A 15,097-nucleotide genomic window follows, 5' to 3' on the forward strand; every position below is an offset into this window, starting at 1 on the left:
ATTTTGAATATAAAAATGAAGAAAATTTATCTGGATAATGCTGCTACCACGCCGCTTGCTGATGAGGTGATTACCGAAATGGTTTCTGCGATGAAAAATTTCGGAAACCCTTCGTCTACACACAGTTACGGACAGGAAGCCAAGATTCTTATCGAAAATGTAAGAAGACAGGTGGCAGATGATCTGAAGGTGACACCGGCAGAGATTATCTTCACCTCGTGCGGGACCGAGAGTAATAATATGATCATTAAATCCTGTGTTCGGAATCTCGGTGTACAGCGCATCATTACATCGCCCATAGAGCATAAATGTGTGGCCGAAACCATTACCGAAATGAGAACGCGCAAGAACGTGGAAGTGGTGTATCTGAAGCCGGATAAAACAGGAGACATCAGCCTGGATGAACTGGAAAAAACGCTGAAAAGTTCTGATGTGAAAACACTGGTTTCGCTGATGCATGCCAATAATGAAATCGGAAACCTGCTGGACATTAAAAAGGTGGCTACCATCTGCAAGGAAAATGGTGCGCTGTTTCATTCAGATACCGTACAGACCATTGCACACATGGATATTGATTTTTCTGAAATTCCGGTGGATTTTGCCTCCTGCAGTGCCCATAAATTTCACGGACCTAAAGGCAGTGGCTTTGCGTTTATCCGTAAATCTTCTGGCCTCAAGTCACTGATTACGGGCGGACCTCAGGAGCGCAGTCTGCGTGCCGGCACAGAAAATGTAGCCGGGATTGTGGGACTTGGCAAGGCTATGGAACTGGCGATGACGAATCTGGACGCTTATTCAAAGCATATTCAGGAAATTAAAGATTATACCATTGCCCGGATTACAGAATCAGTACCCGGAGTGCGGTTTAATGGCCGAAGTGCAGAAGCCGGAGCCAGTCTCTATACAGTACTGAGTGTTTTGCTGCCGTTTAAGGATCCTATGATCGGGATGAAGCTGGATATGCAGGGAATTGCTGTTTCACAGGGGAGCGCCTGTTCTTCGGGAGCATCCAAACCTTCTATGGTCATGCTGATGTTGCTGGATGATGAAGAGCTGAATGCCACCACGCCATTGCGGGTTTCATTCAGTCATCTTACCACACGCGAGGAAATTGATGATCTGTGCGAGGTGTTGAAGAAAATTGCTTCCGGGCATCTGATAGAAAATGTAAATGGTTAAAATAGGGCAGAATCCATTGGCGTTCTGAAGGGAAAATTGTAAGTTTGCGAAACATATTATAACATAACTCATAAAATATAAAAAACATGGCATTAGAAATAACAGACAGCTCGTTCAAAGACACCGTGCTGAATTCAGATAAACCCGTTTTGGTAGATTTTTGGGCCGTATGGTGCGGACCCTGCCGTATGCTGGGACCCATTATTGAAGAAGTCGCTGCAGATTTCGAAGGAAAAGCAGTGGTAGGAAAAGTAGATGTAGATAACAACCAGGAGGTTTCTGCACAGTACGGCATCAGAAGCATTCCTACGGTGCTGATTTTCAAAAACGGCGAAGTGGTGGATAAAATTGTGGGGGTAGCTCCGAAAGAGACCATTGCCGAGAAATTATCTGCCCATTTATAAAAATTAATGGTATTGAAAATGAATGCTTTCTAAATCGGGAAGCATTTTTTTTATCAAAATGTTTGCAGGATAGCATAATAGTTGTATTTTTGCAGTCACGAAAAAAGAAGATTTCTTCTTGATTTGAGATCCGGTAGTTCAGCTGGTTAGAATGCCGCCCTGTCACGGCGGAGGTCGCGGGTTCGAGTCCCGTCCGGATCGCAAAAAGTTTACAATTACTTTCAAAAGAAATTGATCCGGTAGTTCAGCTGGTTAGAATGCCGCCCTGTCACGGCGGAGGTCGCGGGTTCGAGTCCCGTCCGGATCGCAAAAATCTCTCAGGAAACCGGGAGATTTTTTGTTTTTTGTCTTCAGTGATAAAATTCCATCAGTAATAAAAATCCGTGTGTCCCTGGTTCGATTCCTGGAGGAACTCCATAACTTATTTTGTTTGGTTGAATCACATAATTCATATCCTAAGTGCAACATCCGGTCGTGGTTCCGGTAATCAGAACTGGTTTCTGCCTCTATAAAAAAACATATTGTCAAAGTTCCTTTTCCGCTTCAGGACCGGGAAATTTCATAAAAGTAAGATAGTAGAGCCAATAGGCGCCAAAAAGTAATTGTACCGAGGCATCCGCAAGGTAAACGAACGAAATATGTCCGGCAATGCTGTAATAACTTTCTGCAGCTGCAAGAAGTGCACAGCAGATCAGGAGGGTCAACGCGATGACCCGGTGTCGTGTTTTCTGAATGGCACCGTGAGCAGGATGAACAGCATCATCTGTAGAAATTCACTTTCCCGGTTTTCGAAAAGTGCCTGAATGAAATGGCCACTCTGCAGATACTCCACAGCAGAAAGCAATGCGGCACCTTCGTCTGCCAGTTCCTTGTTTTCGGTCTTCCAGCCGGTGTAGAATTGCCCAGCCATGCTGAAAATCATCAGGAGAAACAAGGCTATGGAAAGACCATTACGATAGAAAAGATTGTGTTGAGCCATGACGTTTATATTTTAATCCGGTACGCCTGGTGGAAATGCCGGAAGTTTATGTGCCGGAGAGTATTCACCGTCAACCATTCAGAATAATGCCGCCATTGGGATGCAGAACTTGCCCGGTAAACTGTGCAGCATCATCACTGGCCAAAAAAAGAAATGTCGGAGCCACTTCTTCTGGTGTGGCATTCCGCTCCAGCGGAGGCTTGTCCGGATCATCCGGTTGGTCGCCAAAGGTTTTTTCCGTGAGGGGTGTGGCTACCGGGCCGGGTGCAACGGCGTTTACGCGGATTCCTTTTTCTTTGGCCTGTAAGGCCAGTGAGCGGGTGAAGGATACCACTGCGCCCTTGGTGGCAGCATAGTCCAGGAGTTCCGGGTGACCTTCATATGCGGTAGAGGAGGTGGTGTTGATAATGCTGCTGCCTTGCTGCAAATAAGGAAATACGGTTTTGGTAAGCAGAATCAGGCCGATAATGTTGGAATTGAATGTTTTTCTGATGTTCAGTTCTTCCATTTGTTCAATATCGCTTACCCGAAACTGCGTGCCTGCATTGTTGATGAGGATGTCAATTTTCCCGAAATCTGCCACGATGTCCATGACTGCAGACTCACAGAAGTCTGCGTCATTTACGTCACCATAAAATAGTTTGCATCTCACACCCAACGCTTCAATTTCGTTGCGTGTTTCGCCTGCGCTGTCTTCCTGGTCGTAGTAGAGGATGGCAATATCAGCACCATGTTTTGCAAAGAGCACCGCTACAGCTTTACCGATGCCGCTGTCACCACCGGTAATTATCACAGATTTGTGAGGTAGTTTTTTGGTGTCAGCCATGATGGAACTATGAGGTTAAAAACTCAAGTTTATTCATTTCGGTCAGAAAACAGCCCAAAATGAATTTCGTGTAATACAACTGCGCGTCGGCTCCTTCTGTTTCGGGTGATAGCTCCAGTTTTTTAGTCAGTACAATCTCTCCCTGAAAACAGAATGAAAAATAAACAAACAAATGTTGCCCAGATTCTTCTGTAGGAGTGCAGTATCCGGTGGTCGCTACTGCCCAGTCAGAATTAAACAGTTTGCACGCGTTTTGTGCCATGGTTTCTGCAATATGCGGCGATACGCAATCGTGGAGACCGGCTTCGGCTTCATCCACTTTTAGCAGGCGTACTTTTTCCGGCAGGGTATATGCCGTAATGCCTCCTTTGAATATGCGGGAAGCATCAGGCATTTGTGAAAAAGCCAACTGCAGGCCGCCCGAGGTTACACTTTCGGCAACAGCTATCGTTAGCCCTTCTGCTTGCATCACTTTGCTGATGTGGCACAGTAAATTATTTTGGAATTCCATAGTTTTTATTGTTTAGAATGCCAAAGGTATCCGGCTCATCACTGCGCATGGAGGAAATTTTTCCGAGCAGGGTATGCAGGTCTGTTTCTTCCTTTAATACTTTATAATAAGCTGTTTTGGCAAAGGGATTAAAGGCGGGATGGTCTCCTTCTGCACCTTCCTCATCATAATTATTCATTTTCACAATGCCGCTCAGGATTTGTATGTAATATTTCGGATTCTGATGTTCGCGGAAAATATAATCTCCGGTTTCGTAGAAAATGCGCTCGGCACCATATTCTGCTAAGTAAGAATTCTCAATAATCATAATCGGGGGAGTTTGTAAAATGCAGCAGCAAATTAACTGCCAGTTTTTTTTGGTTTATTTGTAGTACAAAGCTTGATATTTGAAAAAAATCATAATCAAAATGGATTATGGCTGGTTTTCATTTTTTAAAACAGATGATATTCATATTTTGTCATTTTTTTGAAATGTTAAATTTAAGCGTTCGCAAGAGTATGATATTTGCATATTTTTGAGAAAATGTTACATTATGAAAAAGCAAACTCCAAAAAAAATCAGATCAAAACAGTCCCAGAACCGGCCCGGAAGCGGGCAAAAAATGAAACCGGTTCCTGAAACAAACCCCATTGAGTATCCTGCAGAAGGAAAACTGAAAGGAAAAGTGGCGGTCATTACGGGCGGAGACAGCGGCATTGGCAAGGCAGTCGCTGTTCTGTTTGCAAAAGAAGGTGCAGATGTGGTCATTGCTTACCTCAGTGAAACCAGTGATGCTAAAGCTACCAAAAAAGAAGTGGAAGCATTTTCCCGAAAATGCACGCTGATCAAGGGCGATCTCGGTAAGGAAAATCATTGTAAAAAGGTGATTTCCAAAACATTGGATACCTATGGTAAGATTGATGTTATTGTGAATAATGCCGGTTTGCACTGGGAAGCAGATTCCATAGAAGATATTTCCACGGAGCAATTGATGCGCACTTTTCACAGTGATTTTTTCTCGTATTTCTGGATCACGAAATATGCCATGCCCCATTTGAAAAAAGGAGCCAGCATCATCAATACTTCTTCGGTTACAGCATACCGTGGCAGCCCGAAACTGATTGACTATTCCGCGACCAAAGGTGCTATTATATCTTTTACCCGCAGTATGGCGGCCAACCTGGTGGACAAAGGTATCCGGGTGAATGCTGTGGCTCCGGGTCCGGTGTGGACTCCCCTTATTGCTTCTTCCTTTGACCCGAAAAAGAACTCAGAATTTGGCAGTGATTCGCCCATGAAACGGGCCGGAATGCCCAATGAACTGGCACCTGCCTTTCTATATCTGGCCAGTAAGGATTCTTCTTTCGTAAGCGGTCAGGTGCTACATGTAAACGGCGGCGAGGTGGTCAACGGATAGCTGAATGGTTTTCCCAGTTTGAGTTCCTTGGTCAAAATCCGTATTTTTGGCCAATGAATTATGAACATGCATTTCAGTATCTGAAACAGTTTCTTACGGAAGAAAGACTGGCTAAAATTGAACATTATGCGCAGGAAAGTTCCGCATTTGTGCTCCCGGTGATGGAAGATATTTTTCAGTTCCGGAATGCAGCTGCTATAGTGCGCTCTGTGGAAGCGTGTGGTTTTCACCGGATCGTGGCCATGGAAAGCGTGAATGTTTTCAATCCTAATCTGCGCGTTACAAAGGGTGCAGAAACATGGGTAGAGGTGGTTAAAAAACCGCATACCCTGGAAACTTTGCAGGAAATCCGCAACGAGGGTTATCAGATTCTGGCGGTTTCTCCGGAAAATAATGCCACTTTACTGCCCGATTATCAAATTACGAAACCCGTGGCTCTGGTATTCGGTACGGAAAAGGAAGGGGTAACAGAAGATATTCTGAATTTTGCCGATGAAACCATTGCAATCCCCATGTATGGATTTACCAAAAGTTTTAACGTATCTGTAGCTGCAGCCATTTGCATGTATGACCTCAAACAAAAACTCATCAGTTCCGGACTGGACTATAAACTGCCGGAGGCGCAACGATGGGAAATGATGGTACGGTGGGCGGCAAATTCGATTCCGGCCGGAGAACGGATTTTAAGCCATTACCTGCAAAATGCACAAGAGTAATTATTTCATTTTTTCGTAATTCCATGCGGCGACAAAGATTCCTGCAGTTTCGGTACGCAGACGCTGATGCCCTAATGAAACTGCACGTACGCCCCGCTCCGCCAGCATGGCAATTTCCTTTTCAGAAAAATCACCCTCAGGACCAATCAGAAACGTGATCTCTTCCAGATCTGAGAGTGTGGAGAGTTCTTTTCTTGCCAGATTTTCATGACAATGCGCTACAAAGGTATGCTCCGGATTGATGGATGGTACAAAGTCTGAAAGCCGGGTCAGTTCATTGATGGTAGGGAAGTGTGTTCGCAGACTTTGTTTGGATGCGGCTATACTCTGCTTTCTCAGTTTCTCAATATTCAGGTTCCGCCGTTCTGTTTTTTCGGTCAGCAGAAAAGTGATTTCGGAAACAGCCATTTCGGTAGCTTTCTCCAGAAGAAACTCTGTACGGTCTATATTTTTTGTCGGCGCAATGGCTATGTGAAGTTTCGGTGAAAATGGCGCTGCCACTTCAGGGATTTCGGTGACCTCCAGATGTACTTTTTTGCCCTCAAAAACAAGGTGGCCTTTTACGAGGTTGCCGCTGCCGTCGGTCACATATATTTCTTCTCCTTCACGCATGCGCAGCACTTTCACAATATGCTGTTGTTCTTCCGGATGGATTTCTGCTGTTCCCTTGCTGATGGTTCCGTAGAATAATTTCATGAATGGTTTGCTTGAAAATGACGGGTTATTTAAAACTTTCTTCCAGATCATAACGTGCTGTAGCCGAAACGGAAAGATCGGAAAATTCACCGCGCTCATACTTCAGTTGCGCCACCATGGCAATCATGGCGGCATTGTCTGTAGTATATTCAAATTTGGGAATGTAAATCTTCCAGTTGCGTTGTTTTTCATTTTTTTTCATGGCAGAACGCAACTCCGAATTGGCAGAAACGCCGCCGGCAATAGCGATTTCATCAATCTGCAGTTCTGTGGCAGATTTTTCCAGTTTGTCCATCAGGATTTCCACAATGGATTTTTGTACTGATGCACACAAGTCTTCCAGATTTTCTTTGATGAAGTCGGGATTCTTGCGCAGTTCTTTCTGGATGAAATATAATACCGAAGTTTTGATGCCGCTGAAGGAGTAATCGTACCCCGCCATTTTCGGTTTGTTAAAGGAGAAAGCATCGGGATTACCCTTGGCTGCGAGTTTGTCCACGATGGGTCCGGCCGGATAATCCAGATTAAAAATTTTACCGATTTTATCAAAGGCTTCGCCCGCAGCATCATCTATGGTTTTGCCGATGATTTCCATGTCGAAATAATCCCGGACCAGCACAATCATGGTGTGTCCGCCGGAGACCGTAAGACACAGAAAGGGGAATTTGGGCGGCACAGGATTTGCATCTGCAATAAAATGCGCTAAAATATGTGCCTGCAGGTGGTTTACCTCAATTAATGGAACGTTCAGGCTCATGGATAAAGACTTGGCGAAAGATGTTCCTACCAACAGTGAACCTAAAAGTCCGGGACCCCGCGTAAAACCGATAGCAGAAATGTCTTTTTGTTGTATCTTTGCTTGGCTGACAGATTTTTCTACCACAGGAATCAGATTTTGCTGGTGGGCGCGTGAGGCCAGCTCGGGGACCACACCGCCGTAGTCGTTATGTATCGCCTGGCTGGCTGCAATATTCGACAGGATTTTGTTCCCGCAGATTACTGCAGCTGAAGTGTCATCGCAGGACGATTCTATCGCTAAAATTATTTTGTCGCTCATCATACAATGGCAAATTTAGAGAATAATAACGATAATGAAAATAAAAAATCTGTAGCAGAGAATATCACCGACTCTGTGCAGAAGGGCGTGGAAAACGTGCAGGATTCTGTAAAAGAGGCCGTGAAGGGTGCTGCAGATCTGGCCTCAGACGCCATCAACCGGCCGGTAGAAACCGCAGGTGAACTGGCACAGCAGGCGGCAAAAGATGTGACCAGTTATAAGTGGTGGGCGAAACTGTTGCTTATTATATTCTGGCTGGGTTTATTCATTGTCACCGCGGCACTCGTAGCGGTGAATTTGCCGGTAACCAAGCGATGGGCTGCCAATCAGGCACTTCAGATACTGAATCAGGATTTTAAAGCAGAGATGTCCACGGAAGATGTACGGGTGGATTATTTCGGAGATGTACTCATCAAAGGCCTCACCATCAAGGATTATCGCGGTCTGGAGTTCATCAAAGTGCGGGAGTTCCGGGCCAATTCCAACTGGCTGGAGCTGGCCCGGAATGCCATTTCCGGCAAAAGCAATTCTTTAAGCTTTGACGGACTTACCTTGAAAGAAGCGGATATCAAAGTGATTACCTACAAAGGCGACAGTATCTCCAATTTCATCCGGTATGTGGGGAATTTTGATACCGGTAAAACGCCGGATCCCAATAAACCTCCCTTTGAATTGAATTCCAGAGTAGATATCATCAATTCCAAAGTGTCCATCATTAATCAGAACAGTGAAGGCGACCAGGGGAAATGGCTGTATGCGGATCAGTTTAACCTGCATGCGCCCCGCATTAAAGTGAAAGGGGGTGATGTATATGCTCAGGTCAATAATCTGAGTTTTGCTACCACCCGCTGGGGAAAAAGACATTTTGTAGATACGTTCTCCACCAACGTGGCATTGACCGGGAAAGCACTTGAGTTGCAGGATTTAACACTCTTCACAGATCATACCCTGCTGCAGGGAAATCTGAAATTCAATCTCAACAATGGCTCATGGTCAGACTTTACAGACAAGGTGCGCTGGGATATGAACCTGAAACAGGGCAGTTATGTCAGTGGTTATGACATCAGTTATTTTGTAACCGACTGGGATAATCATAAACCTGTGAATCTTTTTGGTACCATGGAGGGGCCGCTGAATAATTTTCATCTGCGGAATTTTGTCATCGGGAACCAAGATGTCAGCATCCGCTCGGGCAATATTAAATTTGCCAATCTGCTGAAAGGTGATTTCCTGATAGAAACCAATGATATTTCCACAGATTTCACGTATGCAGGACTCAAAGACATGCTTCCGGAATTCATATCATCCAAAATGAAAAATTTTGCGGATGATTTCGGACGTTTACGATATACCGGAGGTGCACGTGTGACCCCGGATCAGATTTACATCCCGAAAGGCAATTTGCTCACCGGGATCGGACGGGCCAATATTCATGATTTTTACCTCACCGGTTACAGTACAGATATGCCCCGGTACAAAGGTTATGCTGAAGTCTACGACCTGAACACCACCGCAATTACCAAAAGCAGGGAGGTTGGGCTTATTACCGGAAAATTTAATATAGACGGACAGAGTTTTGATGTCAATACCATGCGTTTGCAAACCCGGTCCCAGATCGCCAGTATTGAAATTATGGACAAAGTCATCAATAATGTTCATCTGGACGGATTACTGGATCGACGTACATATAGAGGAATCATTACCGTCAATGATGAACAGGCGCGTGCAGATGTCAATGGTTTTATAGATTTCCGCTCTTCCAGAATTGCTGCGGATGTGAAGGCCGACATCAGGCATCTGAATATCAATTATTTTACGGGGGGCAAAGGAAATCAGATTGTCAGCGGACAAATGGACGGGAAAATTGCCATGACATCCCTGCATGATCTGAATCTGGATGCGCAGTTTAATAACATCAACTTCGCTTCTGGCGGCCAGAAGTTTTATATCCCCAATGCACAGTTGAAGGCATTCCTGGAAAACGGAAACAGGGTGGTTTCTGTAGATGCGCCCGGAGCGGTAACCGGCAGAATTACCGGGAAATACAATCTGGGGGATTTGCCGGGGATGATAGAAAACGGACTTAATAAAATTCTGGTAGGACCTGCACCCCGGAAATTATACCGCGGGCAGCACTTCAATATGGAGTTTGACGTAAGACAAGATCTGGTCAATTATTTTGTGCCGGATGTCAGAATACCCAGAGGTGCTTTCGTAAACGGCTCCTATGACGGAAATGCCAATAATCTGGTTCTGAATGCAGATGCGGAAGAGTTAAAATATTATATCACCACACAGGAAGAAATCACGCTGGCCGATCAGGCTCTTGCGGCCGTAAATCCGGATTATGCTCTGGATGAAAAGCCTGCACTCACCAGAGACAGTGTGATGGTGAGCACCCTGGCATTGCGGATCAATACCGCCAATCTGGATGAGCAGATTTTTGCCAAAGTAGACCGTGCACAGTATCAGGAACACGTCCTCAGAGATTTTACCGTTACCGGGCGTAAAGAAAATAACGAATTGCTGCGTATTGCTACCAGTTTCCGGCACGGTACCCCGAAAGAAGAAGTCCGCGAAGAGCTGAAAAGCTACGCCATCAATATCAACCAGAGTACTAATGAATTTGGCGATTACGTGGTGCGGTTTGATCCCACTTCCGTGCAGTTCAATGACGTGACCTGGAGCGTGGATACCAGTCCCTTGCTCAATCATTCGGTAGTTTACCGGAAACAAACCAAAGATATAGAAATCAATAATCTGCGGATTTTTTCGGAGGATAGTGAGTTGCTGGTACAAAATGCAGTGGTAAAATCCGGAGATGATTTCCGGATAGAAGGCGAAGTGAAGAATTTGCAGATTGCCAAGTTGCTGGAAATGCAGTCCGGTGGGAATACCCTGGATCTGAGGGGTATTGCACAAGGTAAATTTAATATTGTAAAGAATCAGAGCAATCTGGAGCCGCTGGTAGATCTTCGTGTAGAGGATATATATATGAGTGATGAAAGCATGGGCACTATAGTGTTGAGTGCCAAAAACAGTCCCGTGCCGAATGTCTTTGATATCAATGCTCAGGTCATTTCCTCCGGAATTTTAGGCGGTAATAACTTATTGGTGAGCGGTACGGTAGATAATAATACCGCATCGCCTACGGTGGACATTAAAGCAGAGATGAAAGATTTTGATCTCCGGTTTGCCAATCAGTTTGTCACCGGAATCTTCAGTAATATGAGAGGGAAGGCTAATGGTGATTTGCTGGTTACCGGAACCATGAAAGATTTGGACTACAGTGGTGATATTGCGCTGAACCAGTTTGGCTTGAAGCTGGATTTTACCGGTGTGGATTATTCTTTCGAAGATACGGTGGTGCCGCTCTCCCGCGGAAGAGCCATTCTGAACAATATTGGGGTGCGCGATGGCCGCTCCAATTCGCAGGGATCCATTTCGGGAGCTATTTATTTTGAAACGCTGTCTTCTATGGCTGTGGAACTCATTATGCGTGCAGACAACCTGCTGATGCTGAACACCAGTCAGAGTGACTATGACCTGTTCTGGGGAAGGGTGTACGGGCAAGGTGATCTGTACGTCTCGGGGCCGGTAAAGGCATTAAGTATTCAGACGCCCAATATGCGCGCCCTCAGCAATTCGGTGTTTACTTTTAATTCCAATTCTACTTCCTCGGTAGAGGAATTTAAAATGCTGAGGTTCCTGAAAGAAGACGACGGCATTATTTCTGTGGAACAAAAAGCCCAGTCCGGCGCTAATATGCATGTGGATTTCAATCTGGCCGTGGACAGAGGTACTACGGTGAATGTGCTAGTAGGAGATGATATCGGAGATATTTCGGTGCGGGGCGAGTCTAATGATCTGCGCTTTGTAATGTCCAGATCCGGAAATATAGAACTCAACGGAACCTATAGTGTAGATACCGGAACCTTTACTTCCAAGGCGGTACTGAACCGGACTTTCCAGATTGTACAGGGCAGCAGCATCCGCTGGGACGGCAATGCCATGACTCCCGCACTGGATATTACGGCAAATTATGTGCGGACGGTTTCCAATGCCGGGGATTATCTGGGCGTAGGCCAGCTGCAGCCGATTAATGTGCTGCTTCAGACGCGCATTACCCAGACTTTAAATAATCCGCGCATTGAACTGGGGGTATCGGCCATGGACGTATCCAGTCAGATTAAGGAAACGCTGGCCTCACGAATGGCACAGGAAGATGAAAAAGTAATTCAGTTCGGCTCCGTACTCCTGCTGAACCGTTTCAATACCACCTCTTCCGGAATGGACGTAGGCAATATCGCAGAAGATACAGGATATAATCTGCTTTTCAAGCAACTGGGATCCGTACTCAATACCATCAGCAACGAATTTCAGATTGACCTGAATTATGTGCGGGGTGATGAAGCCTCCAATACCGGTGACCGCGCTAATGCCGGTGTTAATTTTGACTTGTCGCCACGGGTGAAAGTGAAGACCGGCGTAGGGATTCCGCTCTCCAGAGGTGCCGAAGGCACGGATACCGATTTGCTTTCCGGCGAAGGAACCGTGGAGATAGATATCTCCAAAAAGAATGACGGAACTCTGGTGCTGCGGGGTTATTCCAAACCTATGAACATCGGGATGGGAATTGGCGGCGGCTCCAATGGTGCTGCAAACCAGACCTATGGCGGAGGAGTTGTATGGAGTAAAAGTTTTAATAATATCCTTAAAAGGAAAAAAAAGGAAAATAAATCCGGAGACAAGCCGGATTCAGTAAACACTAATTCGCAAGTAAAAGACACTCTTAGTTTATGACTTTTGTCATAATAAGATTATGAGGTTAAATTATCGTTAATATTTTGCAGGAAATTGTCGGTTTAATAAATTTTTGTAAATTTGCAAAAAATTAAGCAATTTATTAATAATTATATAATCAACATAATGAACTATCAGTTAGACGAAATAGACAAGAAAATTCTGGATTTCCTGGTGAAGAACACAAGAATGCCTTTTACAGAAATTGCCAAGCAAATGGACGTATCTGCCGGGACCATCCACGTAAGAGTAAAGAAAATGGAAGATGCAGGGATTATTTTAGGATCATCTCTCAATATTGATTACGGTAAATTAGACTATCACTTCACCGCTTTCATCGGAATTCTTTTAACCAAGTCCAACAGAACTCAGGAAGTTTTGAAGGAACTTTCTACCATTCCTAATGTAGTAGAAGCCAGTGTCATCTCCGGTAAATATAATATCTTCTGCAAGGTAAGAGCAAAAAACACAGAGGATGCCAAGAGAATCATCTATATGATAGATGACATTCAGGATGTCATGAGAACCGAAAGTATGATCTCTATGGAAGAGTACCTGAGTGACAAGAACAGACTGATTGACGCAGTAAAGATTTAATCGCGCATACGCTGATTCCCCATCACAAGAAAACTTATGATTGTTATTCATAAGTTTTCTTTATTTTTGTACCTATGGAACGCAACCAATTTGCCAATGAAAGCCCCAAAAAAGATCTCGGTTTCATGATTTCTTTAGCGGCGCTGCTAGTTTTTACCATTATGGGTGCCGGGGTAGATCTGGATCAGTACCTGCAGCATGACTTGCTAGAGATTCCGGGCTGGTATTTCTATCTTATTTTTTCGGTAGATGTACTGTTGTTCGCATCACTTATTCTGATTTATTTTTACCGGAAAATCGGAGTCATCCTTTTCCCGTTACTGGTGGCGTTGCATTTCTATTTCCACATTTACTATCTGGATACGTTCCTGTACACAGATGTCACTTCATTATTTATATATACCGGAATCGGCCTGGTGGCATTTATCCCGAAATGGCAGTTTTTTAAGTAATGACCATGTTTTCCAAAGCCTGTGAGTATGCCATAAAAGCTACCATATACATCGCTCAGCAGAGCTATGCAGGAAACCGTGTCAATGTAAAGGAGGTAGCGGCTTCTGTGGCAGCACCGGTGGCTTTTACTGCCAAAATATTGCAGCAGTTGTGCCGGGAGGGAATTATGGAATCTGCCCGGGGAAAAATGGGCGGGTTTTTTATAGATGAGGAAAAGCAGAAACATTTTAAAATCTATGATGTGGTACGCATTATAGATGGTCTGGGCGTTTTTACCAAGTGCGGACTGGGACTGCATGAATGTTCCGGGGATAATCCGTGCCCTGTTCATGATGATTTTAAAATCGTTCGGGAAAATCTCATTCTCATGACGCAGAAATATTCCTTCTACGAACTGGCTCAGAAAACCGAGCACGGCCTTGCCTGGCTGAAGTAAAATTTTATCCATTACCTGTCCTGCAGTAAGTTTGCTTTCACCACCATGTGGCGGATGTGGTATGCACAACGGGTTTACACCTCTGCTTACGCTGTGGGGCAGTCATTCACTCACCCATTCATTGATACATTCAATTAGAATATCATAGCCGGATGTTTGGAAAACTGATTTCTCTCATTTAATTTTAAAGAAGATAATTTTGTCCGAATTAAATTTTTGTGTACTTTTGAACTGTAATTTAAAAACAGATTGAAATGCTGACCCAAGTAAAAACCATAGGCGATTTCGTGGCCGAAGACTTCAGAACGGCTGCTATTTTTCGGAAACATAAAATAGATTTCTGCTGCAAAGGCGGACGCACACTAGAGGAAGCCTGCGAAGGAAAGGGGCTGAATGCCGGAGAAATCTACGCTGAAATTAATAACCTGGAGGCAGGTAATTCTGCGGAGATTGACTTCAATTCCTGGCCGCTGGATTTGCTGGCAGATTATGTGGAGAAAACCCATCACCGTTATGTGGAAGAAAAATCTGCAGTGCTGCTTCAGTTTCTGGATAAACTGTGCAAAGTTCACGGAGGCAGACATCCGGAATTATTTGAAATTTCAGAACTTTTCATGGAAAGCGCACAGGAACTGGCCGCGCATATGAAAAAGGAGGAATTAATTCTGTTTCCGTTCATCCGCAAAATGGTCACAGTACAACGCAGTGGTACGCCGCTGGACCACCCGAACTTCGGTACGGTAGAAAACCCGGTCAATATGATGATGCATGATCACGAGCAGGAAGGCGAGCGGTTCCGGAAAATTGCCGCACTTACCAATGATTATCAGTATCCGGATGATGCCTGTAACACTTATCGCGTAACCTATCAGATGCTGGAGGATTTTGAGAAAGATCTTCACAAGCATATTCATATAGAGAATAACATCCTCTTCCCCAAAGCAGTAGCGCTGGAGAAAACTTTATAGGAATGTTGTGACTGGTTTGTTTAATTTGGATTCCGTTTCAGATATTTTTCTGAAACGGTTTTTTATTTTCTGTAT

The 15,097-nt window shown here is 44.6% G+C and carries 15 protein-coding genes and 2 tRNA genes; 11 read left to right on the forward strand and 6 right to left on the reverse strand.

The features are described 5' to 3' along the window. The first annotated feature begins 15 nt into the window (after window positions 1–15). The 4 genes from LKO26_RS07280 to LKO26_RS07295 all read left to right on the forward strand — a co-directional run bounded on the left by LKO26_RS07280 (window position 16) and on the right by LKO26_RS07295 (window position 1,890). Window positions 16–1,179, forward strand: a complete 1,164-nt coding sequence (locus LKO26_RS07280; RefSeq protein ID WP_227587194.1) for a cysteine desulfurase family protein — start codon at window positions 16–18, stop codon at window positions 1,177–1,179. 86 nt (window positions 1,180–1,265) lie between these two features. Beyond that, window positions 1,266–1,583, forward strand: a complete 318-nt coding sequence (gene trxA, locus LKO26_RS07285; RefSeq protein WP_227587195.1) for a thioredoxin — start codon at window positions 1,266–1,268, stop codon at window positions 1,581–1,583. A gap of 127 nt (window positions 1,584–1,710) precedes the next feature. Continuing rightward, window positions 1,711–1,784, forward strand: a tRNA-Asp gene (locus LKO26_RS07290). Between the two features lie 32 nt (window positions 1,785–1,816). Further along, window positions 1,817–1,890 (forward strand) — tRNA-Asp (locus tag LKO26_RS07295). A 393-nt stretch (window positions 1,891–2,283) separates the two neighbouring features. On the opposite strand, the gene LKO26_RS07300 is transcribed toward LKO26_RS07295, so the two are convergent. The 4 genes from LKO26_RS07300 to LKO26_RS07315 form a co-directional block, all read right to left on the reverse strand. Further along, window positions 2,284–2,562 carry a DUF6766 family protein gene (locus LKO26_RS07300; RefSeq protein ID WP_227587196.1) on the reverse strand — a complete coding sequence of 93 codons (279 nt, stop codon included), beginning with the start codon at window positions 2,560–2,562 and terminating at the stop codon, window positions 2,284–2,286. 70 nt (window positions 2,563–2,632) lie between these two features. Then, a complete protein-coding gene (locus tag LKO26_RS07305; protein WP_227587197.1) occupies window positions 2,633–3,388 on the reverse strand; it encodes an SDR family oxidoreductase in 756 nt (251 codons plus the stop codon). Between the two features lie 7 nt (window positions 3,389–3,395). Beyond that, entirely contained in the window at window positions 3,396–3,899 is a 504-nt protein-coding gene (locus tag LKO26_RS07310; RefSeq protein ID WP_227587198.1) for a CinA family protein, read from the reverse strand. Further along, window positions 3,883–4,206, reverse strand: coding sequence for a hypothetical protein (locus tag LKO26_RS07315; RefSeq protein WP_227587199.1), 324 nt, complete (start codon window positions 4,204–4,206; stop codon window positions 3,883–3,885). The genes LKO26_RS07310 and LKO26_RS07315 overlap by 17 nt, the downstream gene beginning before the upstream one ends. A gap of 295 nt (window positions 4,207–4,501) precedes the next feature. Between LKO26_RS07315 and LKO26_RS07320 the strand changes: the two genes are divergently transcribed. Both LKO26_RS07320 and LKO26_RS07325 read left to right on the forward strand, forming a co-directional pair. Beyond that, window positions 4,502–5,296 (forward strand): glucose 1-dehydrogenase, encoded by a 795-nt coding sequence (locus LKO26_RS07320; RefSeq protein WP_227587200.1) that lies wholly within the window; start codon window positions 4,502–4,504, stop codon window positions 5,294–5,296. 53 nt (window positions 5,297–5,349) lie between these two features. Further along, a complete protein-coding gene (locus tag LKO26_RS07325; protein ID WP_227587201.1) occupies window positions 5,350–6,012 on the forward strand; it encodes a TrmH family RNA methyltransferase in 663 nt (220 codons plus the stop codon). On the opposite strand, the gene LKO26_RS07330 is transcribed toward LKO26_RS07325, so the two are convergent. Together LKO26_RS07330 and tsaD are read right to left on the reverse strand one after the other, a co-directional pair. Beyond that, window positions 6,013–6,708, reverse strand: a complete 696-nt coding sequence (locus LKO26_RS07330) for an RsmE family RNA methyltransferase (protein ID WP_227587202.1) — start codon at window positions 6,706–6,708, stop codon at window positions 6,013–6,015. 25 nt (window positions 6,709–6,733) lie between these two features. After that, window positions 6,734–7,765, reverse strand: a complete 1,032-nt coding sequence (tsaD, locus tag LKO26_RS07335) for a tRNA (adenosine(37)-N6)-threonylcarbamoyltransferase complex transferase subunit TsaD (RefSeq protein ID WP_227587280.1) — start codon at window positions 7,763–7,765, stop codon at window positions 6,734–6,736. Between the two features lie 6 nt (window positions 7,766–7,771). On the opposite strand from tsaD, the gene LKO26_RS07340 reads away from it, so the two are divergent. The 5 genes from LKO26_RS07340 to ric all read left to right on the forward strand — a co-directional run bounded on the left by LKO26_RS07340 (window position 7,772) and on the right by ric (window position 15,022). Next, the gene (locus LKO26_RS07340; RefSeq protein WP_227587203.1) at window positions 7,772–12,568 is read left to right on the forward strand and encodes a translocation/assembly module TamB domain-containing protein; all 4,797 of its coding nucleotides are present in this window, start codon (window positions 7,772–7,774) and stop codon (window positions 12,566–12,568) included. Window positions 12,569–12,694: 126 nt separating this feature from the next. Next, a complete protein-coding gene (locus LKO26_RS07345; RefSeq protein WP_227587204.1) occupies window positions 12,695–13,165 on the forward strand; it encodes an Lrp/AsnC family transcriptional regulator in 471 nt (156 codons plus the stop codon). A 74-nt stretch (window positions 13,166–13,239) separates the two neighbouring features. Further along, on the forward strand, window positions 13,240–13,617 hold the full coding sequence (locus LKO26_RS07350) for a hypothetical protein (RefSeq protein ID WP_227587205.1): 378 nt from the start codon (window positions 13,240–13,242) through the stop codon (window positions 13,615–13,617). Window positions 13,618–13,622: 5 nt separating this feature from the next. Next, the gene (locus LKO26_RS07355) at window positions 13,623–14,054 is read left to right on the forward strand and encodes an RrF2 family transcriptional regulator (protein WP_227587206.1); all 432 of its coding nucleotides are present in this window, start codon (window positions 13,623–13,625) and stop codon (window positions 14,052–14,054) included. A 254-nt stretch (window positions 14,055–14,308) separates the two neighbouring features. Then, window positions 14,309–15,022, forward strand: coding sequence for an iron-sulfur cluster repair di-iron protein (ric, locus tag LKO26_RS07360; protein ID WP_227587207.1), 714 nt, complete (start codon window positions 14,309–14,311; stop codon window positions 15,020–15,022). The last annotated feature ends 75 nt before the right edge of the window (window positions 15,023–15,097 follow it).

It is taken from the genome of Chryseobacterium sp. MFBS3-17, from assembly GCF_020687745.1.
GTDB lineage: Bacteria > Bacteroidota > Bacteroidia > Flavobacteriales > Weeksellaceae > Marnyiella.

What these genes read in the sequence shown, in the direction of transcription:
- tsaD (WP_227587280.1), bottom strand. Translation starts at nt 7,765, where the DNA reads ATGAGCGACAAAATAATTTTAGCGATAGAATCGTCCTGCGATGACACT.
- LKO26_RS07330 (WP_227587202.1), bottom strand. Translation starts at nt 6,708, where the DNA reads ATGAAATTATTCTACGGAACCATCAGCAAGGGAACAGCAGAAATCCAT.
- LKO26_RS07315 (WP_227587199.1), bottom strand. Translation starts at nt 4,206, where the DNA reads ATGATTATTGAGAATTCTTACTTAGCAGAATATGGTGCCGAGCGCATT.
- ric (WP_227587207.1), top strand. Translation starts at nt 14,309, where the DNA reads ATGCTGACCCAAGTAAAAACCATAGGCGATTTCGTGGCCGAAGACTTC.
- LKO26_RS07340 (WP_227587203.1), top strand. Translation starts at nt 7,772, where the DNA reads ATGGCAAATTTAGAGAATAATAACGATAATGAAAATAAAAAATCTGTA.
- LKO26_RS07355 (WP_227587206.1), top strand. Translation starts at nt 13,623, where the DNA reads ATGTTTTCCAAAGCCTGTGAGTATGCCATAAAAGCTACCATATACATC.
- LKO26_RS07345 (WP_227587204.1), top strand. Translation starts at nt 12,695, where the DNA reads ATGAACTATCAGTTAGACGAAATAGACAAGAAAATTCTGGATTTCCTG.
- LKO26_RS07325 (WP_227587201.1), top strand. Translation starts at nt 5,350, where the DNA reads ATGAATTATGAACATGCATTTCAGTATCTGAAACAGTTTCTTACGGAA.
- LKO26_RS07280 (WP_227587194.1), top strand. Translation starts at nt 16, where the DNA reads ATGAAGAAAATTTATCTGGATAATGCTGCTACCACGCCGCTTGCTGAT.
- LKO26_RS07310 (WP_227587198.1), bottom strand. Translation starts at nt 3,899, where the DNA reads ATGGAATTCCAAAATAATTTACTGTGCCACATCAGCAAAGTGATGCAA.
- LKO26_RS07350 (WP_227587205.1), top strand. Translation starts at nt 13,240, where the DNA reads ATGGAACGCAACCAATTTGCCAATGAAAGCCCCAAAAAAGATCTCGGT.
- LKO26_RS07300 (WP_227587196.1), bottom strand. Translation starts at nt 2,562, where the DNA reads ATGGCTCAACACAATCTTTTCTATCGTAATGGTCTTTCCATAGCCTTG.
- trxA (WP_227587195.1), top strand. Translation starts at nt 1,266, where the DNA reads ATGGCATTAGAAATAACAGACAGCTCGTTCAAAGACACCGTGCTGAAT.
- LKO26_RS07305 (WP_227587197.1), bottom strand. Translation starts at nt 3,388, where the DNA reads ATGGCTGACACCAAAAAACTACCTCACAAATCTGTGATAATTACCGGT.
- LKO26_RS07320 (WP_227587200.1), top strand. Translation starts at nt 4,502, where the DNA reads ATGAAACCGGTTCCTGAAACAAACCCCATTGAGTATCCTGCAGAAGGA.